At 58.1% G+C, this 24,147-nt stretch carries 27 protein-coding genes and 1 tRNA gene; 11 read left to right on the forward strand and 17 right to left on the reverse strand.

Features of this window, described 5'->3' with window-relative positions; all coding sequences use genetic code 11:
* Window positions 1–116: 116 nt before the first annotated feature.
* Window positions 117–404: a DUF1330 domain-containing protein gene (locus tag QOL67_RS07980; protein ID WP_283425428.1), complete on the forward strand. Its 288-nt coding sequence runs from the start codon at window positions 117–119 to the stop codon at window positions 402–404.
* A 20-nt stretch (window positions 405–424) separates the two neighbouring features.
* Here the strand turns inward: QOL67_RS07980 and QOL67_RS07985 are convergent, their stop codons facing one another.
* The 6 genes from QOL67_RS07985 to QOL67_RS08010 form a co-directional block, all read right to left on the reverse strand.
* Window positions 425–673, reverse strand: a complete 249-nt coding sequence (locus tag QOL67_RS07985; RefSeq protein ID WP_283425429.1) for a DUF6455 family protein — start codon at window positions 671–673, stop codon at window positions 425–427.
* A gap of 33 nt (window positions 674–706) precedes the next feature.
* Window positions 707–973 (reverse strand): DUF6455 family protein, encoded by a 267-nt coding sequence (locus QOL67_RS07990; RefSeq protein WP_346770602.1) that lies wholly within the window; start codon window positions 971–973, stop codon window positions 707–709.
* On the reverse strand, window positions 973–1,254 hold the full coding sequence (locus QOL67_RS07995; protein WP_283425431.1) for a DUF6455 family protein: 282 nt from the start codon (window positions 1,252–1,254) through the stop codon (window positions 973–975). Before QOL67_RS07995 ends, QOL67_RS07990 begins: the two co-directional genes overlap by 1 nt.
* Before the next feature lie 30 nt (window positions 1,255–1,284).
* Complete coding sequence (locus QOL67_RS08000) at window positions 1,285–1,554, reverse strand: DUF6455 family protein (protein ID WP_283425432.1); 270 nt, start codon at window positions 1,552–1,554, stop codon at window positions 1,285–1,287.
* A 99-nt stretch (window positions 1,555–1,653) separates the two neighbouring features.
* Complete coding sequence (locus tag QOL67_RS08005; RefSeq protein ID WP_283425433.1) at window positions 1,654–2,007, reverse strand: YigZ family protein; 354 nt, start codon at window positions 2,005–2,007, stop codon at window positions 1,654–1,656.
* Between the two features lie 4 nt (window positions 2,008–2,011).
* Window positions 2,012–2,740 carry a M48 family metallopeptidase gene (locus tag QOL67_RS08010; protein WP_283425434.1) on the reverse strand — a complete coding sequence of 243 codons (729 nt, stop codon included), beginning with the start codon at window positions 2,738–2,740 and terminating at the stop codon, window positions 2,012–2,014.
* Between the two features lie 115 nt (window positions 2,741–2,855).
* Between QOL67_RS08010 and QOL67_RS08015 the strand changes: the two genes are divergently transcribed.
* Window positions 2,856–3,095, forward strand: coding sequence for a hypothetical protein (locus QOL67_RS08015; protein ID WP_283425435.1), 240 nt, complete (start codon window positions 2,856–2,858; stop codon window positions 3,093–3,095).
* A gap of 7 nt (window positions 3,096–3,102) precedes the next feature.
* Here QOL67_RS08015 and QOL67_RS08020 read toward each other — a convergent pair whose 3' ends face one another.
* On the reverse strand, window positions 3,103–3,354 hold the full coding sequence (locus QOL67_RS08020) for a DUF167 domain-containing protein (RefSeq protein ID WP_283425436.1): 252 nt from the start codon (window positions 3,352–3,354) through the stop codon (window positions 3,103–3,105).
* Between the two features lie 90 nt (window positions 3,355–3,444).
* On the opposite strand from QOL67_RS08020, the gene QOL67_RS08025 reads away from it, so the two are divergent.
* The 3 genes from QOL67_RS08025 to QOL67_RS08035 are packed head-to-tail and all read left to right on the forward strand — an operon-like array spanning window position 3,445 to window position 5,898.
* A complete protein-coding gene (locus QOL67_RS08025) occupies window positions 3,445–4,560 on the forward strand; it encodes a class II histone deacetylase (protein ID WP_283425437.1) in 1,116 nt (371 codons plus the stop codon).
* 52 nt (window positions 4,561–4,612) lie between these two features.
* On the forward strand, window positions 4,613–5,191 hold the full coding sequence (locus QOL67_RS08030; RefSeq protein ID WP_283425438.1) for a nitroreductase family protein: 579 nt from the start codon (window positions 4,613–4,615) through the stop codon (window positions 5,189–5,191).
* Window positions 5,176–5,898: an EI24 domain-containing protein gene (locus tag QOL67_RS08035; protein ID WP_283425439.1), complete on the forward strand. Its 723-nt coding sequence runs from the start codon at window positions 5,176–5,178 to the stop codon at window positions 5,896–5,898. The genes QOL67_RS08030 and QOL67_RS08035 overlap by 16 nt, the downstream gene beginning before the upstream one ends.
* On the opposite strand, the gene QOL67_RS08040 is transcribed toward QOL67_RS08035, so the two are convergent.
* Both QOL67_RS08040 and mce read right to left on the reverse strand, forming a co-directional pair.
* On the reverse strand, window positions 5,843–6,148 hold the full coding sequence (locus QOL67_RS08040; protein WP_283425440.1) for a DUF1467 family protein: 306 nt from the start codon (window positions 6,146–6,148) through the stop codon (window positions 5,843–5,845). The two genes, QOL67_RS08035 and QOL67_RS08040, sit on opposite strands and share 56 nt — an antisense overlap.
* Window positions 6,149–6,217: 69 nt before the next feature.
* Window positions 6,218–6,622: a methylmalonyl-CoA epimerase gene (gene mce, locus QOL67_RS08045; RefSeq protein WP_283425441.1), complete on the reverse strand. Its 405-nt coding sequence runs from the start codon at window positions 6,620–6,622 to the stop codon at window positions 6,218–6,220.
* A 174-nt stretch (window positions 6,623–6,796) separates the two neighbouring features.
* On the opposite strand from mce, the gene QOL67_RS08050 reads away from it, so the two are divergent.
* Window positions 6,797–7,510 (forward strand): response regulator, encoded by a 714-nt coding sequence (locus tag QOL67_RS08050; protein ID WP_283425442.1) that lies wholly within the window; start codon window positions 6,797–6,799, stop codon window positions 7,508–7,510.
* A gap of 80 nt (window positions 7,511–7,590) precedes the next feature.
* On the opposite strand, the gene QOL67_RS08055 is transcribed toward QOL67_RS08050, so the two are convergent.
* The 6 genes from QOL67_RS08055 to QOL67_RS08080 form a co-directional block, all read right to left on the reverse strand.
* Window positions 7,591–8,307: a GNAT family N-acetyltransferase gene (locus QOL67_RS08055; protein WP_283425443.1), complete on the reverse strand. Its 717-nt coding sequence runs from the start codon at window positions 8,305–8,307 to the stop codon at window positions 7,591–7,593.
* Between the two features lie 65 nt (window positions 8,308–8,372).
* On the reverse strand, window positions 8,373–9,623 hold the full coding sequence (locus QOL67_RS08060) for a DUF1501 domain-containing protein (RefSeq protein WP_283425444.1): 1,251 nt from the start codon (window positions 9,621–9,623) through the stop codon (window positions 8,373–8,375).
* 10 nt (window positions 9,624–9,633) lie between these two features.
* The gene (locus QOL67_RS08065; protein ID WP_283425445.1) at window positions 9,634–11,034 is read right to left on the reverse strand and encodes a DUF1800 domain-containing protein; all 1,401 of its coding nucleotides are present in this window, start codon (window positions 11,032–11,034) and stop codon (window positions 9,634–9,636) included.
* Window positions 11,035–11,213: 179 nt separating this feature from the next.
* On the reverse strand, window positions 11,214–13,070 hold the full coding sequence (aspS, locus tag QOL67_RS08070; protein ID WP_283425446.1) for an aspartate--tRNA ligase: 1,857 nt from the start codon (window positions 13,068–13,070) through the stop codon (window positions 11,214–11,216).
* Between the two features lie 250 nt (window positions 13,071–13,320).
* A complete protein-coding gene (locus tag QOL67_RS08075; protein WP_283425447.1) occupies window positions 13,321–13,965 on the reverse strand; it encodes an aminotransferase class IV family protein in 645 nt (214 codons plus the stop codon).
* Window positions 13,923–15,053, reverse strand: coding sequence for an aminodeoxychorismate synthase component I (locus QOL67_RS08080; RefSeq protein WP_283425448.1), 1,131 nt, complete (start codon window positions 15,051–15,053; stop codon window positions 13,923–13,925). The genes QOL67_RS08075 and QOL67_RS08080 overlap by 43 nt, the downstream gene beginning before the upstream one ends.
* Before the next feature lie 195 nt (window positions 15,054–15,248).
* Here QOL67_RS08080 and carB point away from each other — a divergent pair, with 195 nt between their 5' ends.
* Complete coding sequence (gene carB, locus QOL67_RS08085; protein ID WP_283425449.1) at window positions 15,249–18,578, forward strand: carbamoyl-phosphate synthase large subunit; 3,330 nt, start codon at window positions 15,249–15,251, stop codon at window positions 18,576–18,578.
* An 11-nt stretch (window positions 18,579–18,589) separates the two neighbouring features.
* On the opposite strand, the gene QOL67_RS08090 is transcribed toward carB, so the two are convergent.
* On the reverse strand, window positions 18,590–18,853 hold the full coding sequence (locus QOL67_RS08090) for a hypothetical protein (protein ID WP_283425450.1): 264 nt from the start codon (window positions 18,851–18,853) through the stop codon (window positions 18,590–18,592).
* Between QOL67_RS08090 and QOL67_RS08095 the strand changes: the two genes are divergently transcribed.
* From QOL67_RS08095 to QOL67_RS08105, 3 genes are all read left to right on the forward strand, one after another.
* Window positions 18,843–19,817, forward strand: coding sequence for a hypothetical protein (locus tag QOL67_RS08095; protein WP_283425451.1), 975 nt, complete (start codon window positions 18,843–18,845; stop codon window positions 19,815–19,817). The two genes, QOL67_RS08090 and QOL67_RS08095, sit on opposite strands and share 11 nt — an antisense overlap.
* 65 nt (window positions 19,818–19,882) lie before the next feature.
* Complete coding sequence (locus QOL67_RS08100; protein ID WP_283425452.1) at window positions 19,883–21,127, forward strand: Hsp70 family protein; 1,245 nt, start codon at window positions 19,883–19,885, stop codon at window positions 21,125–21,127.
* Between the two features lie 307 nt (window positions 21,128–21,434).
* Complete coding sequence (locus QOL67_RS08105) at window positions 21,435–22,322, forward strand: viperin family antiviral radical SAM protein (protein WP_283425453.1); 888 nt, start codon at window positions 21,435–21,437, stop codon at window positions 22,320–22,322.
* A 221-nt stretch (window positions 22,323–22,543) separates the two neighbouring features.
* Here the strand turns inward: QOL67_RS08105 and QOL67_RS08110 are convergent, their stop codons facing one another.
* Window positions 22,544–23,773: an acyl-CoA dehydrogenase family protein gene (locus tag QOL67_RS08110; protein WP_283425454.1), complete on the reverse strand. Its 1,230-nt coding sequence runs from the start codon at window positions 23,771–23,773 to the stop codon at window positions 22,544–22,546.
* Window positions 23,774–23,994: 221 nt separating this feature from the next.
* Here QOL67_RS08110 and QOL67_RS08115 point away from each other — a divergent pair.
* Window positions 23,995–24,069 (forward strand) — tRNA-Gln (locus QOL67_RS08115).
* The last annotated feature ends 78 nt before the right edge of the window (window positions 24,070–24,147 follow it).

The raw sequence follows: 24,147 nt of genomic DNA on the forward strand, positions 1-24,147 counted from the left end.
GGATCCTTTCGGCCGCAAGCAGGCGGAGCCCAGGGCGCTGGCCAAATCAACGATTTGGCCCAAGAGAGACACATTCAAATGCATCTGCTACGCTCCCCGAAACAGGGAGACCCACCATGCCTGCTTATCTGATCTACGACGTCGACATCCACGATCCAGAACCCTACGGCCAATTCATGGCGCAGGTGAAACCGCTGGTCGAGAAAATGGGCGGGACATACCTCGTGCGCGGCGGCGCCCATGAGGTGCTCGAAGGCGACTGGTCCCCCAATCGCATCGTGTTGTTTGAATTTCCCGATATGGACAGCGCCCGCGCGCTGTTTAATTCACCGGATTACGCCCCGCTAAAAGCCCTGCGGCAAAGTTGCTCCACCGGCAAGGCGGTGGTGGTCGAAGGCCTGTAATGGCCTTCGTATAGGGGCGTTCAGCCCTGCTGCATTTCTTTGAACAGCTCCACGTTCATGCAGTAGTCCGGCGCATTGGCCGCGCTGTCGTTGAGTTCCTGAAACTTCTGACAGGCCCCCAGCTCTTTGCATTTGGTGCATTGCATCACCGCACTGCGGTACTCTTTAGCTTTCTCCGGGTTGGCCATAATCACTTCCTCCCAATCCACGCCAACGCGTTTGGACATGCCTGTGACCAAATCGGTGTGCTGGCTCATTTTCTCAAACATCGCTGGCTCCTTTTCCTGTTGTGACGCGCGGGGTCAGCCCGCCGCCAATTTCTCAAACAACTCCGCATGACAGCAGAAGTCTGGTGCGTCTTTTTTCGCCCCCGCCTGCTGCCCCAGAAAGCTCTGGCAGGCCTCGGTGTGCGGACACATGCGACAGCGCGTGACCATGGCGGCGTAGTCTTCCGCGCTCAATCTCTGGTCCAGCATCGCTTCGCTCAATGACACTCCCAGCACCCGCGCCATGCTGCGGGTCAACCAAAAATGTGTCACCGGGTCTCCCAATGGCTGTACGTTTCCCATCACCCCTGCGCCTCCAACGCATCTTTGAGCCGCTTAAAACGGTCTTTGTTCACACAGGGCGCCGGCGCCCGCTCTTCGGTAAGCGCATCGCGTTCATGCGCCGTCAGATAACGGTCACATCCGGCTTCCCAGTCACAGCCGCGACAGTTCTCCACCATCTCGGCCCAATCTTCTTGTGAGAGCTGCGCCCGCGTCATCGCCGCCACCAAATCGGTCTGGGTCAACTGCGCCATGCGCTGCGCCAGCCAATAGTGATCTGTACGATCCCCCAGCGGTTTCATCTCTCACCTTCCTGCCACCGTGACGGTGACCTATTGATCACCTTGCAGGCGTTTCAGCAGTGTGGTGTTGCGGCAATAATGCGGCGTGGCCACAACCGCCCCGCCTGCCTGAAGCCTCTGCGCACAATCCTCAGGCTGGCTGCATGTGGTGCAGCGCAGAACCGCGTCGGAAATCTCGTCAAACTTAAGCGCGCCGCGAATGGCCGCTTCCTGCAAATCCATCCCCAAACGACTCGCAGTCTCATCCAAAAGCGCCGCATGGTGGCGCAGCTGGGCAGTCCGATCTGAAACAGGGGTCATAGGCGCATCTCCAATGGCTGACCGACACAGTCTATCAGCAGAGGCGCAATCCCCCTTTGACCTGCATCAATCGCCATTTCGAGATGAATTTGATCGCGCTTAGGTCAGCGCCTCAAGGTATGCCCGTACGCAATCTTGCACCCGACGGAACCGATCTCCACCCAGCTTTGTGCCGCCATACCAACGGGTTACAACCACGATATGATCTTTGAGCTCTTCGCGTTCTAACATCCGCAGAATCACCAACCCCGCGCCACTCTCGCCGTCGTCACTTTTTAACGGTGTGCCGTCATCCATCAAAACAGCCCAAGTGTTGTGGGTTGCCTTGGCAAATTTCTTACTGCGCTTAAGCTCTTTGAGAAACGCATCCGCTTCTTTGCGGCTGGTCACCTTGCCGCCGGACACAGCATACTTACTGCCCCGATCGGTGACCACATTGGTCAGCTGCAACACGCGCCTACAGCCCTGCCGCCGTTTGTTTCACAATCGCCACGCGCGACGCATTGGGCGGGTGTGTGCCCAGGAACTGGTTGCCCGGATCCGGCGTGCGCTCAAAGAAGTTCACCCCAATCAGCGGATCATAGCCGGATTTTTTGGTCAGGATTGTGCCCAGCTGATCGGCCTCCAGCTCGTGGTTCTTGGAGAAACTGCGCGCCCCAACCCCTGCCCCCAAATCCATCGCCGCTTCCACCGCGTTGGCATCCCCTCCAGCCGCCGCCACCAGGATCGCACCCAATGCGGCTCCGGCCATTGCATTACCCTGACTGCGCGAAATATGGCCTTTGATATGATGCGCCGCCTCATGCCCCATGACAAAGGCCAACTCATGGCTGTTGCGCGTCTCCGCCACCAAAGGCGCGGTGAAGATGATCAACGGACGGCCGTTTTTGTCCAGCGTTTGATAAGCGTTGGCAACCTTGGTCTCTTTGGGGTCCACATAAATCTTGTAGTCACAATTGGTGCCCGGAGCAGTCCGCGCCTTACACTCACGCTCCACAACAGCTTCCATACGGGCTTTCACTGGGGCCAACCGCGATGCAGCCTGCCCAGTGGAAATCTGTGGCGCGGGCTTCTGTTGCACAGCTTGTTGCGGCGTCGGACTGGAGGTAGTCGACACACATCCGCTCAAAACGGCAGCCACCGCAAGGCCCACAAAGCTGGCTTTCACTGGCATTCTTTGGCGCATGACATCCCTCCCACAGGTGCCCAATTCTGTGACACAGGTGTAAATTTATCACCTAAACCCCCAGAGACCAGAGGGAAATGCTTGCGCCCCCTCCCCTATGCGTTACGCTGGGAACATGTTCAGCATCGAGCACGAATTTGACGCCACCGTTGTGACACTGGTCGACGAAGGCACCGCCCCCCTTGGCGAAGACGTCGTTATCAACATGTTTGAGGATTGCATCACCATTGAGCAATATGATCCCCGGACTGACACAGTACAAAAGATCACCCTGTCCAACACGCAGGTCCAAGACCTGACCGCCGCGCTGGATTTGCCGGAAGGCGTCTACATGCTTAAGCGCAAATCAGACTAGGCCACAGTTAGTCGACCCGAAACACTTTGTCCCGCGATGTTGTCCCGCGGATCAAAGACAGGCGCGATTTGGCAAGCCCCAACGCCTTGGCCAACAGCTTTTGTACTGCGGCGTTGGCTTTCCCATTTTCTGGCACCACCGTCACATAAACACGCAGAACCTCACCGTCCCGCACCACCCTATTGCGCGAGGCTTTGGGCGTCACGCGCACCGCAATCTCAGCGCCCTCACAGGCCAAGTCTGATAGATCATTGGTCATTGCCTTGGCCCCACGTCAGTCACAGCGATTTACATTTCACAACTGCCCCGCATAGGGTAGCCCTCGCATGAGATGAGGGAGATTTACCACATGGCAACCGGGTTCTTTTTTGACGAAAAATGCTTTTGGCATGCGGGCGGCAACTACGCCCTGACCCTGCCGGTTGGAGATCTGGTACAACCTCTGGCCGCTGGTGGTCTGCCGGAAAGCCCGGAAACCAAACGCCGCCTCAAGAACCTCATGGATGTCACCGGCCTCACAGCGGACCTAGACGTGCGGAGCGCCGCTCCCGCAACCGACACCATGCTCAAGCGTGTGCATCCGGCTGACTTCCTAGCCAAATTCAAAGAAGTCTCAGATGCGGGTGGTGGTGAAATTGGCCTACGCACCCCGTTTGGCAAAGGGGGATACGAAATAGCGGCGCTTTCTGCCGGTATCGCCACCGAAGCCCTGCGCGCGGTCACCTCAGGTGATCTGCAAAACGCCTATGCCTTGTCCCGCCCTCCCGGCCACCATTGCCTACCGGACTGGCCAAACGGCTTCTGCCTACTGGCCAACATCGCCGTGGCCATCGAAGAGGTGCAAGCCCAAGGGTTGGCAAAACGTGTCGCTGTTTTGGATTGGGACGTACATCACGGCAACGGCACCGAGGCGATCTACTACGATCGCGACGACGTGCTCACCCTCTCTCTCCATCAAGAACACAATTACCCGCTGGATACCGGCGACGTCGCTGACCGCGGCAAGGATGCTGGTCTGGGCACCAACATCAATATCCCGCTCCCACCCGGTGCGGGGCACAACACATACCTCCACGCGATGGACAAAATTGTCCTGCCAGCCCTGCATGACTTCAAACCAGATGTGATCATCGTTGCTTGTGGCTTTGACGCAGGCGCGTTTGACCCCCTGTCCAGAATGCTGGCCACTGCCGACACATTCCGCCAGATGACCAAACAAGTCATGACCGCCGCAGACAGCCTTTGTGACGGCAAACTGCTGCTTGTGCACGAAGGCGGCTATTCCGAAGCCTACGTGCCATTTTGCGGCCACGCTGTGATCGAAGAACTCTCTGGATCAGACATCACAGCCGAAGACCCTATGGCCGCCTCCCTCACACTTCGCCAGCCCAATGCCCGCGTCGAAGCCTTCTTTGCCACGCTGGTGGATGAGATGGCTGATATTTTCGCCAGCCAGCCCGGTTGAAACTACTCCGCGCCACGCCAACATACCCAATCAACTCCTGAGGGAAGAATTTATGCCTCACCCAAACCAAGCCGCGCTGGATTTCCTGCTGAGCCGCCGCTCACGTCCCGCCAAAACCCTGATCGGCCCCGCGCCCACTCGCGCGGAACTGGAGCCGTTATTGGAGGCTGCGCTGCGCAGCCCCGATCATGGCAAACTCGAACCCTGGCGCCTGATCGTGCTGGAAGGCGCCGCACTGACCAAACTCGCAACACTCGCACAAGAACGCGGCGACGCACTTGGCATGGATGCCGACAAGATCACCAAGGCGCACGACCAATTTGACCGCGCCGATCTTGCGGTCGCTGTGATCGAAGCCCCGGTGATCAGCGAAAAGGTGCCGGAAATCGAACAGACCTACTCTGCTGCCTGTGTCTGCTTGCAACTGTTAAACGCGGCGCTGGCCGCAGGTTGGGGGGCAAACTGGCTCTCCGGCTGGGCCAGCCATGATCGTGGCTTTGTCGAAAAAGGCCTCGACCTCACCCCACGCGAACGTGTCGCAGGCTTCATTCATATTGGCACCGAAAAAGTCGCGCCGCCCGAGCGCCCCCGCCCCAACATGGAGACCAAGGTCACATGGCTGTCAGCCTAGCAATCACATCTTTTGGTAAAACCCTGTCACAAATTGGGGACCCGCGCTTTCGCCGGGTCCTCTTCAAAGGCATTGGTCTGACCTTTGTGCTTTTGATCGCGGTCTACACCGCTTTCCTGATGTTCTTGAACTGGATTGGCGCCGGTCAAACGGTGCAGGAGCTTTTGGGCAACGTCTCTTGGGTGGGCGATCTGTTCACCTTCGCCTCCCTCTTCTTGATGATCGTTTTGTCGATCTTCTTAATGGTGCCTGTGGCCTCCGCCATCACCTCGCTGTTTCTGGACGAAGTGGCAGATGCAGTGGAAGACAAACACTATCCAGAATTGCCCGATGTTCCCAGCGTGTCTTTTTCTGAAGGGCTCAAAGACAGCGTGAACTTTCTAGGGTTGCTGATCGCCGCCAACATCTTTGCGTTGGTGTTATATGCAATCTTCCCACCATTTTCACTGTTCATCTTTTGGGGCCTAAACGGATTCCTGCTGGGACGGGAATACTTCCAACTTGTTGCCATGCGGCGTGTCGGAAGAGCCGAAGCCAAGAAGCTGCGCAAGAAACACATCGGCACCATTTGGCTTGCCGGCACGCTTATGGCAATGCCGCTGGTCGTGCCACTTCTGAACCTGGTGATCCCGATCTTAGGCGCAGCGACCTTTACCCATCTGTACCATCAACTGGAGCCATCACCTCGGCAGGCCCCATCACGTTAAACCAGTCAATGTCACGCACCGTGATAACTTCGGACGTGATAATCCAGTACAAAATCACCCACATCACCGCGGCAGCGCCCGTGGTGATCCAGGCTTTGGTTTTCAGGTAGTGATGCTCTGGACTACTGGCATGTGTACCCGGCACAACTTCGCCCATATCGCCCTGCGTTTTCAGGCGAATCGGGATCACCATCAAAAAGGTCATGAACCAAAGCACGGCGTATAAAACGAGGGCTGAAGTGATGGTCATTGCACGCTCCTGATAAAAAAGGCGGACACGTTTGGCCCGCCAATCCTAGTCTGTTTTGGGGTTGGCCTCTTAGACCTGTTCCAACTCCACAAGGCAACCGTTGAAATCTTTGGGATGCAGGAACAGCACGGGTTTGCCATGCGCCCCAATCTTAGGCTCACCACTGCCCAATACCCGCGCACCTGTGGATTTCAAATGATCCCGCGCCGCCAAAATATCGTCGACTTCGTAGCACACGTGATGGATGCCACCAGATGGGTTCTTTTCGAGGAAGCCGTTGATCGGGCTGTCTTCTCCTAGCGGATACAACAGCTCAATTTTGGTGTTGGGCAGTTCGATAAACACCACGGTCACGCCGTGATCCGGCTCATCCTGCGGTGCCCCAACTGTGGCGCCCAGCGCGTCACGATACTGCGCACTTGCGGCGTCAAGATCTGGCACTGCGATGGCCACGTGGTTCAATCGTCCGATCATATTTGTCTCCTCCAAAAGGGCATGCATCCCGCTCGCAGCTCTTATGTGCGCTGATATCCGCCGGTGCAAGAGACAGGGCGTCGCGGCTGATCTTAACCTTTCGTTAGGCATGTGTTCTTAGCCTGTTTGCACGTTTCGGTATCTGTAGTTTTCGCTTCGTTGAGGATTTCAAACATGGACGACAAATCGCCTTTCTCCCCGCTGACCACCCCATCAGCCGCGCGCCCGCTTCTGGGCATGACTGTTCTTGTGGTGGAAGACAGCCGTTTTTCCTCCGACGCGCTGCGTCTGATGTGTGTCCGCTCCGGAGCCCGCATCCGCCGCGCTGACTGCCTGACCTCTGCGCGACGACATCTGCAAGTCTACTTGCCAACCGTGGCGATTGTGGACATGGGCCTGCCGGATGGCTCCGGCGCCGACCTGATCGAAGAATTGAACAAAGCCACCCCCCGGATTGAGCTGATCATTGGCACCTCCGGTGACGATTTTGCCCAAGAGGCTGCCCTGGCTGCTGGTGCCGACGGCTTTATCGCCAAGCCCTACGGCACACTGACTGATTTCCAACAGGCCATTCTGCGCCGCCTTCCCGATGCCTATCGCCCAACTGTGGCCCGTGTGGCCGACAACGAAGCCATCAAGCCTGATCCGGTGGCGTTCCGCGATGACCTGCTTCACGCGGCCGACACGCTAAAAGAGGCCGATGAGGACTTGATCGACTACGTGGCGCAGTTCCTTGGCGGCTTGGCCCGCAGCGCCGGCGACCAAGGTCTGCTGAGCGCCGTCAAAGCTGTGGAATGCGCCCGCAAAGAAGGCACAGGCGTGCGTGCCAATGTGGCCGAACTCAACGGTGTGGTGGAAAGTCGCCTGACCGAAGCGGCCGTTATCTAAAACGAACACAACCGGAACGACTACTCACGAACACGGGACGGTGAGGCGGGGCCATTTGGTCCCGTCTTGCATTTTGAGGCTTAACCCTGCTCCGGGTCATTTGCTGCGCGGACCAATCCGGTCAAATCACTCAACCGCTCACGCTGCTGGCCGTTCTGATCAAAGTTGCTTGGCGACAGCCACGCCCCAAAGGCCGCCTTAAGCGCGGGCCACTCGCGATCAATCGCTGCAAACCAGGCCGTGTCCCGGTTGCGCCCCTTGTAGACAAGAGCCTGTCGGAAAATCCCCTCATAGCTTAGGCCCAAGCGCTGCGCCGCACGGCGGGATGGCGCATTGAGCGCATCACATTTCCACTCATAGCGGCGATATCCGTTGTCAAAGGCCCATTGCATCATCAGGAACATCGCTTCCGTGGCCGCAGGGGTGCCTTGCATCATTGGAGAGAAGTTGATGTTGCCCACTTCAATGGAACCACGCTCTGGGTAAATACGCAGATAGGAGGCCACACCCGTAAAGGTGCGCTCTGATTTGCTATAAATCGCATAGAAAAAGTGGTCTTGGTTCTCAACGGTTTCCCGCACCCAGCGATGATACTGCGCCGCCGAATGAAACGGCCCGTACGGCATGTAGTCCCAAACCCAGTCATCTGCTTGGTAAGCGCGATAGAGCAGCGCAGCATGGGCCTCTGCGCTCAACGGCTCAAGACGCACATATTGGCCGTCCAAAACCTCACCCGACGGCCGTGGTGGCACGGTCCAATCAGGCACGGCAAAGCCCACAGGGCGGGATGTTTGCATGAGTGCTCTTCCTTCAGTTGGCCAAGTAGTGGCACAGCACGCCTCGCGCGCCAAGCCCTTCTGACTTAAGCCAACAATCCCGGCGCATCTCCCAATTGCATCCCGGGAAACACCACAGTCTCAAGCGCCGCACGATCGAGCCCAAAGCTCTCGCGAATGGCCCAAGCTGCGTATCGCCGGACATCATCGGTGGGCATCAGATCGCGCCCTTGAAACAGGTCCACTTCTTCCAATCCCGCCAACCGCCCATGCACAGCCTGACCTCGGATCGCGCCACCGGCCATCACCATCATGCCACCGGTTCCGTGATCTGTGCCTTTGGTGCCATTCTCAGCCACGGTGCGGCCAAACTCCGTCATCGCCAACACTGTGGTCCGGCCCCAAACTGTCTCGCCCAACCCAACTTTCAACGCCAACAGACTGTCACTCAGGTTCTTCAAAGGCGCCTTCAGCGTGCGGGCTTGTGCAGCATGCGTGTCCCAGCCGCCGATCGAGAAACACGCCACCCGCGCCGTATCGCGCAGCTGCTCTGCTGCAAACTCTGCCACCCGCAGATGTGCTTTTGCCTTGCCCCGCCCCTGCGGGCTCATCTGCGCGTCCATCATGGTTTCCAGCTCGTCCATCATCATGCCGCTGTCAGCCATCTCCAGCACGCCACCACCGCCCTCTCCAGCCAGCGTCATGGCTTTCTGCATCGCCAGCGCCATGGCAGGATCACGTTCCATCGTCATCTCCAGCAACCGCGCGCCCTGGCTGGACAACACAAAGCCCACATCCGGCGACCAGGTCTCCACCTCTGCTGCCCCTTGGCTCAGCAACATCGGATCAGCGCCCACCGCGTAGGCTGTGGTCATCTGACTGCCCGGCATGTTCTGCAACATCCGGTTTAGCCAGCCATCTCGCGTAGCGCCCGTTGGCATCTGCGCCGTCCCAGCTTCCAACAAATCCTGCCCGTCAAAATGACTGCGCTTGTTGCGGTATGGCGTAGACACCCCTTGCACAAACGCCAGCTCACCTGCCTGCCACATCGGCCACAACGGCTTGGCTGCTGCATGCAACATCATGCCGCCGGAGACTTCCATGCCTGACGGCGCTCGCGCAGCCAGCGTCGGCCGTAACAGCCGAAGACCCGCATCATCCGGCTGCAGCAAATCCAACCCGTCCAATCCGCCCCGCAGAATGATCACCACAAGTCGGTTCTCGCCACCTGTCGAAGCAAAGCTCACCGGCGTCATCACCGGGCTGGCGGCCAGCGAACATCCAACCGCCAAGCCGCGCCCAAGAAATCCACGCCGATCCATCACAATCTTGCCCATGACGCTCTCCTCACACCCGTTGAAACGCGGGCGACATCAGCACCAACGCAACCCCTTCACGCCGGTTCTCCGCCGTTTCTGCGGCAAACCGCACCGACGCCGGCGCGCTTGTCCCAAGCGTTGTCTGCACAAAGTCACGCGGGTCCGGCAACGCGTCCAAAACCTCCGCCGGCACACCCAACGCCCACTGCAACCGCGCTGCCATGCCCTGCGCGGTCAGCCAATGTCCGTCATCTTCCTCAAATCCATCCGGACCAAAGGGCCGCCGCCAAGGCTGCCCCATGGTGCGCAACGGCGTGCCAAGAAGTCGTTCCAATTGATGGCTTTTCACATCGCGAAGTTGTTTTTTAGGAACAGCCAGTGCCCGCAACGCCGAGCTGACAAACAACTCTGGCTGCTTGAAGTTTCCAGCCCCGTCTTCCACGGCTGCCCAGGCGGCAGAGTGGCGCAACATCGCCTCTACAACCTCGGCCAGATCCCCATCAGTCTCCAAATACCGGGCCCCCATCGACACCAGCAAATCTTCATCCGGCGTGTCTGACACAAAATGCACGGCCAGTTTATGGGTGATATGTCGCGCCGTATCTGGGTGCCGCGCCAAATCCCGCAAAACCGCATGCACATCTGACACCCGCGCCCGCCTGGTGCCGTATTCTTTTCCAAGTACCGTCTCTGGTCCAGGCTCCGCCCGTTTGGAAAGATAGGCTGTTCCCTCTTTCTGAATCGTCGTCACCCCAGTCAGCAGCTCTGCAAGCTGGCGCACATCGTCTTGGGTATACCCACCGCCCACACCCAATGTGTGCAGCTCCAAAATCTCTCGCGCGAGGTTTTCGTTGAGGCCAAGGTTTTTTTGGGGCCGCTTCTTCGCAATGGCACTGTTGGGTCCCACGGAATTGTTCTGATCCAGAAAATGCAGCATCTGTGGGTGCAGCACAGCAGCAATAAGCATGTCCTCAAACCGCCCCCCCACATGAGGCCGAATGGCGTTCGCCACATAGGCGGGCTCAGTGTAGCGGTAGATCACGTTTTTCCCAGGCGCGGAAAAATGGTCGTTCCAAAACGCAACCAGCCGCTCCCGCAACCCGTCGCGGCTCCACACACGGCGCGCCAATGTCGCACCTATCCACTTTGCACCTTCTTGTTTGGAGGCACGCCTGGCCGTTTTGAATGCCTTCTGAAGCGCCTGCTGCGCATCGCTGCCTTTTTCGGCTTTTGAAATCTTTCGACGTGCGTTTAACAGCGCCAGCATTTTTTCCCGCATCTCCGCATCGCTGGGGAAAGGGAACCATGGCATTTGCACTTCTGGCGCGCGCAATAGTGCCAACATCTCGTCGACACCCTGCGGTCCCACCACTTTGGGCGACCGCCCATATCCAAATCGGGTCTGTGCGATATCGGGATCAAAAACCACGGCTGAAGCGCTCCTCGTTCACCATTATTCACTCTACCACATAGAAAAGCCGCGACTATGGCGCTTGGGAATGCCAGCCACTTTTTTACAGAAATCCGCCGATGTTGCTCTTCACAAACAAAAAACCGCCCACAACACTGTTGCAGGCGGTTCAAATTCTCAGCGATGTGGCGCGCGGATCACTCCTGCGGGATCACCCGCAGACCCAACTCCATCAACTGATCGCTGGATGGATCATTCGGTGCGTTCATCATCAGGTCTTCGGCGCGCTGGTTCATCGGGAACATCATCACTTCGCGGATGTTCTGTTGATCCGCCAGCAGCATCACGATGCGGTCCACACCAGCGGCACAACCGCCGTGTGGCGGCGCACCGTAAGAAAACGCTTTGTAAAGCGCGCCAAAGCGCTCTTTCACTTCGTTCTCATCATACCCGGCAATATCAAACGCCTTCAGCATCACTTCAGGAATGTGGTTCCGAATTGCGCCGGACACCAGCTCATAGCCGTTACAGGCCAGGTCATACTGATAACCTTTCACCACCAGCGGATCGCCGTTCAGCGCCTCAAGGCCACCCTGCGGCATGGAGAACGGGTTGTGTTCAAAGTCGATCTTGCCGCTTTCTTCGTCCGCCTCATAGATCGGGAAATCCACAATCCAGGCAAAGGCAAAGCGGTCTTTGTCAATCAGACCCAGCTCTTCGCCAATCACGTTGCGTGCACGGCCAGCGACCGCTTCAAACGCCTTTGGCTTGCCGCCAAGGAAGAAGGCCGCGTCGCCTACACCCAGACCCAGCTGCTGACGGATCGCTTCGGTGCGCTCAGGACCAATGTTCTTGGCCAGCGGACCTGCCGCCTCTTCGCCCAGAACAATTTCACCGGCTTTGATCTTCGCGTTCACCTCTTTCACAGAGATGCCCTGCTCCTGCGCAATGGTGTCCGCAGACTGCTTACGCCAGAAGATGTAGCCCATGCCCGGCAGACCTTCGCCTTGGGCAAACTTGTTCATCCGGTCACAGAACTTGCGCGAGCCACCGGTTGGCGCAGGGATCGCACGCACTTCGGTGCCTTCCTGCTCCAGCAGCTTGGCAAAGATTGCAAAGCCGGAGCCCGCAAAATGCTCAGACACAACCTGCATCTCAATTGGGTTGCGCAGGTCTGGCTTGTCAGAGCCATACTTCAGCGCCGCTTCGGCATAAGGAATCTGTGGCCATTCGTTAGGCGCATCCACCTTGCGGCCACCACCAAACTCTTCAAACACACCCGCAATCACCGGTGAGATGGTGTCAAAAACGTCCTGCTGCTCCACAAACGACATCTCCATGTCGAGCTGGTAGAAGTCGGTTGGCGAACGATCGGCGCGTGGGTCTTCGTCGCGGAAGCACGGCGCAATCTGGAAATACTTGTCAAAGCCCGCAACCATCATCAGCTGTTTGAACTGCTGTGGGGCCTGTGGCAGCGCGTAGAATTTGCCAGGGTGAATACGGGACGGCACGAGGAAGTCACGCGCGCCTTCAGGCGACGACGCCGTGATGATTGGCGTCTGATACTCACGGAAGCCTTTGTCCCACATGCGCTTGCGCATGGACGTTACAACGTCCGCCCGCATGGTCATGTTCTGCTGCATCTGCTCACGACGCAGGTCGAGGAAGCGATACTTCAGACGGGTTTCCTCAGGGTATTCTTGATCGCCAAACACCAGCAGTGGCAGCTCATCCGCCGCGCCCAAAACTTCAAGGTCGCGCACAAACACTTCAACTTCACCGGTTGGGATTTTGTCGTTCACCAACTCAGGATCGCGCGCTTTGACGTTGCCGTCGATGCGGATACACCACTCGCTGCGCACTTTCTCCAACTCGGAGAAAACCGGGCTGTCCGGGTCGCAGAGCACCTGAGTGATGCCATAGTGGTCGCGCAGGTCAACAAACAGAATGCCGCCGTGGTCACGGATGCGGTGCACCCAGCCAGACAGGCGGACGGTTTCGCCCACGTTGGATTTGGTCAGATCGGCGCAGGTATGGCTGCGATAGGCGTGCATGTGCGGGCCCTCTTTCAGGGTGAATAACTACAGTCGGCCCGATACACCTTTTTGCGACACCAAAGTCAAGAGAACGGCGCTGGTTTGCGCGGAAAAAGGGAGCCAAATTGCGCAGAGGACCGCGCCCGACGCTAGGGGGGCGCCACGCCGATAGTTGCAATGGACAATCCTCACATCCGCACACCGGTGAATTCTTGTCTGTTGTCGCAAATGCGCCCTCCTTGGGGGGAGGGTCGGGCGCGGTCCGGGCTTACAGCCCGTCCCATGCCGCAATAATCTCGCCCCGCAAGGCATTTGTAAGCGTAATTTCTTGAGCCGACCGGACGTCAGCCACCGTCAAAACCGCCTCTTGCACCAATCCTGCATTCAACAAACTCTGCCGACAGACTCCCGGCAAACATCCGGACGCAAGCGCTGGCGTCAGCCGCGCGCCATCTGCCATGGTTAGCACCACATTTGTGATTGTGCCCTCACACAGCTCTCCACGTTCATTTAGAAACAGCCACTCTTGCACGCCGTCTGGCAGCTCCGCCCTCCAGTGGTCATACACCTCGCGCCGCGTTGTCTTGTGCCGCAAAAGCGCATCCTCGGAGCGCAACTGCTCCGGCGCAATGCGCACCGCCCACTCTTTTGCCGCCGATGGCAATGCCGCCGTGGTAATTTCAACATCCCCACCAGCCCCAAGCGTCAACCGACAGCGCAACGGCCCTTCGCTGCTCAGCGCGTTAATTGCCTCCGCAACCTTTGCCAGATCAAATTCAAACCCCAACGCCCGCGCAGACCGCTTCAGCCGCGCCAGATGCAATTCAAGCCGCGCGATCCCCTGCCCCGGTCGATAACAAAAAGTCTCAATCAGGCGGGTTCCGGTTGGAACTGGGCAAACCGTGCTTTCCACAGCGCTTCCTCATATTCATCCGGCGCGGTGCTGTCCCAGACAACCCCACCACCCACATTCAATGTCATCTGGCCTGCCTGTGCCATCAAGGTCCGGATCGCCACACTGAACTCAGAGCGCCCATCCGGCGCCGCCCAGCCAATACCGCCGCAATAGATTTCACGCGGCCAAGGCTCCAGATCGCGCAAAATTTCCATCGCCCGCAGTTTTGGCGCCCCCGTGATGGACCCACAAGGAAACAGCGCCTTCAGGATGTCGCTGGTGCGCACGTCGTCTTGCAACTCAGCGGCAACGGTAGAGGTCATCTGATGCACGGTTGCGTAGCTCTCAATCTCAAACAGCTTTGGCACATGCACCGATCCCGGTTTACTCACCCGGCTGATGTCATTGCGAAGGAGATCCACGATCATCAAGTTCTCAGCCCGGTTCTTCTCATCTGTCGCCAACCAGTTACGCCGCCGCACATCCTCACGCGGGTCATCACTTCTTGGCTGCGTGCCTTTCATGGGCCGCGTCTCAATCCGTCCCTTGTCGTCAGTCCGGAAAAACAACTCCGGCGAACGGCTCAGAATATCCGGCAAGCCGTCTTGGCGAATAAACGCGCCATGCCCCACTGCCTGCCGTGCCGCCAACGCGCCATAAAGCGCCACTGGGTCACCTTCAAACTTCGCCTCCATTGGGAAGGTCAGATTGGCCTGATAAATGTCCCCGGCCCCGATATACCCATGCACTCGGTCAAACGCCGCCCGATAGGTCGCCGCACTCCAGCGCGGCTCAAACGGACGCAGGTCAAACGTGCCATCTCGAGGCAACGGCCCCGCCATCTCCGGCGCACGGAACACACCAAAGTTGATCAACGGCACCCGTCGCGTTTTTGGCAATAACCGCCGCAGCTTCGGCTCCAGCACATAGCCCAACTCATAGCTGACATAACCCGCCAACCAGAACCCGGCGTCTTGCGCCTGATTGAGCACCTCAAAAGCCATGCCAACGTCACCAGGCTCGGTGATGGAAATCACGTGCTCGGGGTTCTGAAACAGCGTCGCACCGCCGTCTGGCCCATGGTCAAATCGAATCTGCACGCCCATTCCCCGGTCGATGTTAAATCCTTGCCTGCCATATACGTTGCATTTTATTAAAAAACAGTGGTCAATTGCGGCACTATAGGACAAATTCCCGATCCCCCTTGCGCCCGCCCTTCTGATCCGTATAACGCACGACAATTTGCGTATTTGGCGTTTCCTGCCCGCCAAGACATCGCTGCCACCAGCCCGAGGTCCACCATGCCCAAAAGAACCGACATCTCCTCGATCATGATCATCGGGGCCGGCCCCATTGTGATTGGCCAAGCCTGTGAATTTGACTACTCCGGTGCCCAAGCCTGTAAAGCACTGCGAGAAGAGGGATATCGCGTCATCCTGGTGAACTCCAATCCGGCGACGATCATGACCGACCCCAACATGGCGGACGCAACTTACATCGAGCCAATCACCCCCGACATGGTTGCCAAGATCATCGAGAAAGAGCGCCCCGACGCGCTGCTGCCCACAATGGGCGGCCAAACCGGCCTGAACACCGCGCTGGCAGTTGAAGAAATGGGTGTGCTGGAAAAATTTGGCGTGGAAATGATTGGTGCGGACCGCGACGCTATCGAAATGGCCGAAGACCGCAAACTCTTCCGCGAAGCCATGGACCGGCTTGGCATCGAAAACCCCCGCGCTTCGATTGTGACCGCGCCGAAGAAAGATGACGGCACGGCAGACCTCGACGAAGGCATCCGCCTCGCGCTGGAAGAACTCGACGACATTGGCCTGCCCGCCATCATTCGCCCTGCCTTCACCATGGGCGGCACCGGTGGCGGTGTGGCCTACAACCGCGAAGACTACATCCACTACTGCCGCACCGGCATGGACGCCTCCCCGGTGAACCAGATCCTCGTAGATGAAAGCCTGCTGGGCTGGAAAGAGTACGAGATGGAGGTGGTGCGCGACAAAGCGGACAACGCCATCATCGTTTGTTCCATCGAAAACGTCGATCCAATGGGCGTGCACACCGGTGACTCCATCACCGTGGCCCCTGCCCTCACACTGACTGACAAAGAATATCAGATCATGCGCAACGACTCGATCGCTGTTCTGCGTGAGATCGGCGTGGAAACCGGCGGCTCCAATGTGCAGTGGGCTGTGAACCCAGCTGACGGACGCATGGTTGTGATCGAAATGAACCCACGTGTGTCCCGATCTTCCGCGCTGGCCTCCAAAGCCACCGGGTTCCCGATTGCCAAAATCGCCGCCAAACTGGCCGTGGGTTTCACGCTGGACGAGCTGGACAATGACATCACCAAAGTCACACCAGCTTCGTTTGAGCCGTCCATCGACTATGTTGTCACCAAGATCCCGAAGTTTGCTTTTGAGAAATTCCCAGGCTCCAAGCCAAACCTGACCACTGCAATGAAGTCTGTGGGCGAAACCATGGCCATCGGCCGCACCATCCACGAGAGCATGCAAAAGGCGCTGGCCTCCATGGAAAGTGGCCTGACCGGGTTTGACGAAGTCGAAATCGAAGGCGCACCAGACAAAGCCGCCGTCACAAAAGCGATCAGTGTCGCAACTCCGGACCGCATGCGCACCATCGCACAAGCCATGCGTCATGGTCTGACCAACGACGAAATCCACAACGTCACTATGTTTGACCCGTGGTTCCTCGACCGTATCCGCGAGATTGTGGACGCTGAAGCCGAGGTGGTCGCAAACGGCCTGCCAACAGATGAAAAGGCCATGCGCCAGCTCAAGATGCTGGGCTTCTCAGACGCCCGCCTGTCGATCCTGACCGGCTTGTCGGAAAGTGACGTGCGCAAGGCCCGCACCACTCTCGGTGTGACCGCGGTGTTCAAACGCATCGACACCTGCGCGGCGGAATTTGAGGCGCAAACCCCTTACATGTACTCCACCTACGAAACCCCGATGATGGGTGACGTGGAATGTGAGGCCCGCCCGTCTGATCGCAAAAAAGTTGTGATCCTGGGTGGCGGTCCAAACCGCATTGGCCAAGGCATCGAGTTTGACTACTGCTGCTGTCATGCCTGCTACGCGCTGACCGAGCAGGGTTATGAAACCATCATGATCAACTGCAACCCGGAGACCGTGTCGACCGACTATGACACCTCTGACCGCTTGTATTTTGAGCCGCTCACCTTTGAGCACGTGATGGAAATCCTGCGCGTTGAGCAGGAAAACGGCACCCTGCACGGCGTGATTGTGCAGTTTGGCGGCCAAACCCCGCTGAAACTGGCCAACTCTCTGGAAGCTGAAGGCATTCCAATCCTTGGCACCACGCCAGACGCCATCGACCTTGCCGAAGACCGCGAACGCTTCCAGGCGCTTGTAAACAAGCTGGAGCTGAAACAGCCGAAAAACGGCATCGCCTCGACAGATGCACAAGCTCTGGCCATTGCGGAAGACATCGGCTTCCCTCTGGTGATCCGCCCGTCTTACGTACTGGGTGGCCGCGCTATGGAAATTGTACGCGACATGGCCCAGCTGGAGCGCTACATCGCCGAAGCTGTGGTTGTGTCTGGCGATAGCCCCGTGCTGCTCGACAGCTACCTCTCTGGCGCTGTAGAGCTGGACGTGGATGCGCTCTGCGATGGCACCGACGTACACATCTCCGGCATCATGCAGCACATCGAAGAGGCAGGCGTTCACTCTGGCGACAGTGCCTGTTCGTTGCCACCCTACTCGCTGGACGACGTCACCATTGGCGAGATCAAGAAACAGACACATGCGCTGGCGATTGCGCTCAATGTGGTTGGCCTGATGAACATCCAGTTCGCGGTGAAAGACGGCGAGATTTACCTCATCGAAGTCAATCCACGTGCCTCCCGCACCGTGCCGTTTGTGGCCAAATCCACCGACAGTGCGATTGCCTCCATCGCGGCGCGCATCATGGCCGGTGAAAAACTCGCCGACTTCCCGAAACGCGCACCATACGTGGAACTCGACAGCACCAAGGATCAGCCCATCGCCGACCAGATGACGCTGGCGGATCCCGACATGCCATGGTTCTCCGTCAAAGAAGCTGTGTTGCCGTTTGCCCGTTTCCCCGGTGTCGACACCATCTTGGGGCCGGAAATGCGCTCCACCGGCGAAGTCATGGGCTGGGATCGCTCCTTTGCACGTGCCTTCCTGAAGGCACAAATGGGCGCAGGCATGGTCTTGCCCACCGAAGGCAAAGCCTTCATCTCGGTCAAAGACTCCGACAAGACAGACATGATGATCGACGCCGCCAACATCCTGATTGGCATGGGCTTCACTGTGGTTGCCACCTCCGGGACTGCTGCGTGGCTGTCTAAAAACGGCGTCACATGTGAGAAGGTCAACAAAGTCTACGAAGGCCGTCCAAACATCGTCGACATGCTCAAAAACGGCGACATCTCTTTGGTGATGAACACAACCGAGGGCGCGCAGGCCGTGAACGACAGCCGCGACATTCGCTCGGTCGCACTTTACGACCGCATCCCGTACTTCACCACAGCTGCCGCGTCTCACGCCGCCGCCCGCGCTATAAAGGCGCGTGAAGAAGGAGATCTGGAAGTGCGGTCCCTGCAAGGCTAAACTTTCGAAACTTAGTCATTGAAAGGGCGGCCAACAGGCCGCCCTTTCTTGTAGCGCTGCTTTCGCAATGCGATGCCCAAAAGACTCGCTTTTGGAAGTGGTTTTGCGGCGCCCTTGACCAACAGCTCCCACCGGCCGCAAGCTTGGATCAAAAACAAACCAACAATTGAGAGCAGGCCGATGACACGAATTATCCTAATTCTTGCAACCCTGATCACATTAGCCAGCCTTGCCGCCTGACGTGGCGTGTACATGTAATCGGTGATGTTGATCACACACACGCCACCTCCGCAGGCCGAGGTCGCCACGCTCGCCAACTTGACGCCCCGCGCCAAGCTCTGGATGCGCGACCCGCGCCGCACCCCGGTTTGTGTTACCGCCCTTAGCAAGGACACCGCCAGCTTTACGGTTGAGGTTCTTGATTTTGAGGACAAGGGCACTCAGTGGACTTTTCCCGTTTGGCAATCAGACAAATTTCTCTGTGACACCGAGATGCCCACATTGCCAAAGGCCAGCCAAGAGGCGCTCCAGACGGCCAGTCATCGCCTCAACCAACCGCTCCACGTTCCCACAGATGCCACCCAACGCGCCAACACCAAAGCACAGCTCACCAAACTGACGGCCCAAGCCCACGCTTGGTTGACCAACGCAGGCCACCTACGTGCCGCCGCTCAATCTCTAGAAACCTTCTCTGCCTTCACCGATCCCGACGCCCTATCGGCTTGGCTCACACACCACGACGTCCAGCACATCGAATCCGATGTCGCCACCCAATACGTCAGCAATCCGCACGCTGGCGAAACTATCAAAGCACACCGCCTCGCCTTGGCAGACCTCGGGCTCTGCCCTTTTGAAGGCCGCATCCTACGTGACACCACCGAGATCACCGGCAACAAATCCCTGCCCCACCGCAAGCGCCACATCCTCACCCGCCTTGCATTCCTGCGCGCCGCCTTCGCTCTGCTCGGAATGTCCCACGTCCCGCTCTACCGCGTGATCTATTCCGATACCGCACTCACTCCGCCACGCCCGAACGGGTTCACCTCCGCCACCTTTGGCCAAGAGGTTGCCCTGCGCTTCCTCAAAGCCGGTCAAGCCAAACGCCACGCCGCACTCTACTGGCAACACGTCCCCGTCACCCGCCTGTTCATGACCCACCTCGAAACCCCACAGATGCGCGGTCTCTACGACGAACGCGAAGCCCTCCTACTCAGCGCCCCACAAGGCCCTCTCTTCTGACCCCTTGACCACCCCGGCAACAAAATCTAAACCCGCGCCTTCGTTTCATTGGCGGAGACCGCACCATGCACACCCACACCCTTGGCATCGACTTTGGCACCTCCAACTCCGCCGCAGGTGTGGCCGTCAATGGCACCCCGCACCTGATGACCTTCGCGCATGGTGAAACCACCCTGCCGACCACGTTCTTCTTTGACTTCGACAGCCGCAAAACCCTGCTCGGCACCCCGGCGAACCAAGCGCTTCTGGACGGCATCGAAGGCCGCTTCATGCGCGCCCTCAAACGGGTGCTTGGCACCACGCTGATGCATGAAAAACGCCAGGTCCTGAACGAGCGCGTGACGTTCGTGGACATCATCGCCCGCTTCCTGCGCCACATCAAAACCACCGCCGAAACCCAAACCGGCCTGACCTTTGACCACGCCCTCTCCGGCCGTCCGGTGGTCTTTCACGGCGCAGACGATCCGCGCGAGGCGCAAGCCGAAGCTGACCTGCGCGCCTGCTACCTCGCGGCTGGCTTCAAAGACGTGACCTTCATGGCCGAACCCGAGGCCGCCGCCATCGCCAATGGCGCGCTGGAGCAGCCCGGCCAGCTGGGCCTGATCATCGACATCGGCGGCGGCACCTCCGACTTCACGCTCTTCCGCACCACCGACGCGGGCATCGACACACTCGCCAACCACGGCGTGCGCATCGGCGGCACCGACTTTGACCGCGCCATCAGCATCGACCGCGTCATGCCGCTGTTGGGCCGCGGCACCGAGCTGCGCAACCAGTTTGGCAGCGGCACCCACACCGCCCCGGCGGCGATCTTCAACGACCTCGCCACCTGGGAGAAAATTCCGTTTCTGTACACCGCGCAAACCCGCCGTGCCGTGGACGACATGCTGCGGCAGGCCGAAGCGCCTGAGCAAATCGCCCGCCTCGCCGAGGTGCTGCGCGACGAGCTTGGCCACGACATCGCCTTTGCCGTGGAGGCCGGCAAAGTCTCCGCCAGCAAGGCCACCGCCAATCCCAAAATCGACCTCTCCGTGCTGGATGCCAGCCTGACCCCCGCCCTGCCCGCCGACCTGCTCCCAGACATCCTCGCCGGCCAAGCTGCCAAGCTCGATCAGGCCATGGTCGACATTCTGACCGACACAGGCACCGCCGCGCAGGACGTCACCCAAGTGATCTACGTCGGCGGTTCCAGCCTATTGTCGGTGGTGCAAGACACCGCCAAAGCGCGCTTTCCGCAGGCCGCGCACAAAGTGTCTGAGGTCTTCACAGCCGTCGCCGACGGTTTGGCGATTGCGGCAGAGCGGAGTTAACTTCCTAACTACTTAATGCTCAGCAATGCTGAGCAGCGCCCGAACCGCCTCGTCGCACCAAAGGTGCGCCAAATCATAAATCGGCACGCCTCCGGCGTGACGGGGCGGGCGCTTCGCTTCCTGCCCCTCGAACCCAAACAGACTGTTTCTCAGCCTTGCATTGGACAATACAAATAACTCCCTAAGTAGAACACACCTAGTCATCATACCCTTTAAGCTGTTCTATTTGAGAGTGATTGAAATAGTGACCTACCATTATTCATGTTCCGCGCCGCGAGCACCTGCATCATCAAGACCATCAATTGACTTGGATGAACTGGTTATCAATTGGCACGTCAACGAGGCGTGTAACTACAGGTGCAACTATTGCTACGCCAAATGGACGGACCAACGAAACTTCCGAGATCTTGCTCTGGACGGTGACAAAACCACAGCGTTGCTTGCGGAGTTGTGGCAATACTTCAATCCATCAAACAAAGACAACGCGCTTCGGTCGGAGTTAAACTGGAAAAGCGTTCGCCTAAACTTTGCTGGTGGAGAACCGCTGCTCAATACCGACGCACTACACCGCGCAATGCGGATCGCACATGCACTCGGTTTCAATGTCTCGATTATCACAAACGGCAGTCGCCTAAATGATGCGACACTCCTAAAAATCGCGCCTTACCTTCAGTGGTTGGGGCTAAGCGTGGATGCAATCGACGCGACCACAAATACCAAAATCGGCCGGATAGATCGTCGCAACCAACTTTTGAATCTGAAAGAGCTTGTGTCCAGCATCAACAAGGCGCGCAGCCTTTCGCCAACAATGAAACTAAAGATCAACACCGTCGTGAGCGATGCCAACGAGACAGCTGACTTAAGCCCACTAATTGCAGAATTTAAGCCGGAAAAGTGGAAAGTTCTACGCGTCCTTCCAATGGTATCCAATTCAGGAACCGTGTCGGACAAAAGCTTTACTCGATTTGTCGATCGTCACGCGGGCTTCCAATCAATTATGCAGGCTGAGGACAATTTCGACATGTTGGGGACCTATCTTATGATCGACCCAAAGGGCCGCTTTTTCCAAAACCACACCCGAGCCAAAGAAGCAGGCTACGATTATAGCGCCCCAATTCTTGACACCGGCGCCAAAAACGCGCTCGAAAGCATTGGCTTTTCCGCATTTGGGTTTGCCCAGCGGTATCAGCATTGACACAATGCATGTTCGAAAGTCGCCCGATTTGGCAAACACACATGCGCTTTCCTGTTCTGCCGTTTCCACATTTTGAAAACCTTGACGACCCATCCCCCCACCGCCCGCTGTTGCGCTCTCCCCCAATGCAACAAAAACAGGCCCCGACTCACCGAGTCGGGGCCTCAAAACACGCACCTCCGCAAAACAGTCGCGATACAGACGTTTTACCGACGTGAAAATCAGACCTTTTCTTGCGTATATTGGCGCAGCTCTTTGCGGGCCACTTGGCGGCGATGCACCGCGTCCGGACCATCCGCAAGACGCAACGTGCGCACATGTGTCCATGCCTGCGCCAGCGGGGTGTCCTGCGAAATACCGGTGCCGCCAAACATCTGCACCGCCTCGTCGATCACCTTCAGCGCCACATTGGGCGCCACCACTTTGATCTGGCTGATCCACGGCGCGGCCGCCCGCGCGTCACCCTGATCCATGATCCAGGCGGTCTTCAGGCACAGCAGCCGCGCCTGCTCAATTTCCATGCGGCACTCGGCAATGATGTCGTAGTTCGCGCCCAGATGCGCCAGCTTCTTGCCAAAGGCCTCCCGGCTCAGCGCGCGTTTGCACATCTGTTCCAGCGCCGCCTCAGCCTGCCCGATCGCCCGCATACAATGGTGGATGCGCCCCGGCCCAAGCCGCCCCTGCGCAATCTCAAAGCCACGCCCCTCGCCCAGCAAAATACTGTCCGCTGGCACCCGTACATTGCTAAACTTCAGATGCATATGCCCATGCGGCGCGTCATCCTGACCATAGACCATCATGGGGCGCAAAATCTCGATGCCCTCCGCCGCCGCAGGCACCACAATCATCGACTGACGCTTGTGTACTGGCAACTCGTCTCCGCCGGTTTTCACCATCACGATATAGACTTTGCAGCGCGGGTCCCCAGCCCCAGAAGCCCAATATTTCTCGCCATTTAGCACGTAATCGTCGCCGTCCCGCACACAGGACATCTCGACATTGGTCGCATCCGAGCTGGCCACATCCGGCTCCGTCATCAGATAGGCGGAACGGATGTCGCCATTCAGAAGCGGCTTCAACCACTCTTCTTTCATGGCGTTGCTGCCATAGCGTTCAAACACCTCCATATTGCCGGTGTCCGGCGCGGAACAGTTGAACACTTCCGCCCCCAAAGGTGTCTTGCCCATCTGCTCTGCAAAGAAGGCATATTCCACAGTGGAAAGCCCAAACCCCTTATCGGAATCGGTCAACCAGAAGTTCCAGAGCCCCCGCTCTTTGGCCGTGGCTTTCAGCCCTTCAAGGATCTCCGCTTGGCGTTTGGTATAGGTCCAGCGGTCCTCTTTGCCGATCTCCGCATGGTATTCATCCTCCAGAGGCATCACCTCTTCACGGATCATCTCCTTGACCTGCGCCAACAGCTTTTCGTTTTCAGGTCGCATTCCCAGAAACATCGCCCAACTCCTCTCCAACTCTTTGCCCCACCATGTCGCGCAGGCGTGGCTCTTGTCCACGAAAGGGATTGAAAATGACGCAGGGTCCTAAAAATCAGGGGTTAGCGAAGTCCTAAAAACTTCCGAAAATTTTTCTGCATTTTTGGGCAAATTTTTTCTACCAAAAATGCATTTCGGGTCTTGCGCCTGACCGCGCTGCTAAGTAAACCCTGCCTCACAGTTGGGGTGTAGCCAAGTGGTAAGGCACCAGTTTTTGGTACTGCGCATCGTAGGTTCGAATCCTACCACCCCAGCCACTTATCTGAACATCAGTGTTTATTGACCTATCGGTCCCTCCAGGCATCAAAAATGCCCCTAAAAGTGCCCCCGTTTTT

Source organism: Shimia sagamensis (assembly GCF_900182745.1).
GTDB classification, from domain to species: Bacteria; Pseudomonadota; Alphaproteobacteria; order Rhodobacterales; family Rhodobacteraceae; genus Shimia; species Shimia sagamensis.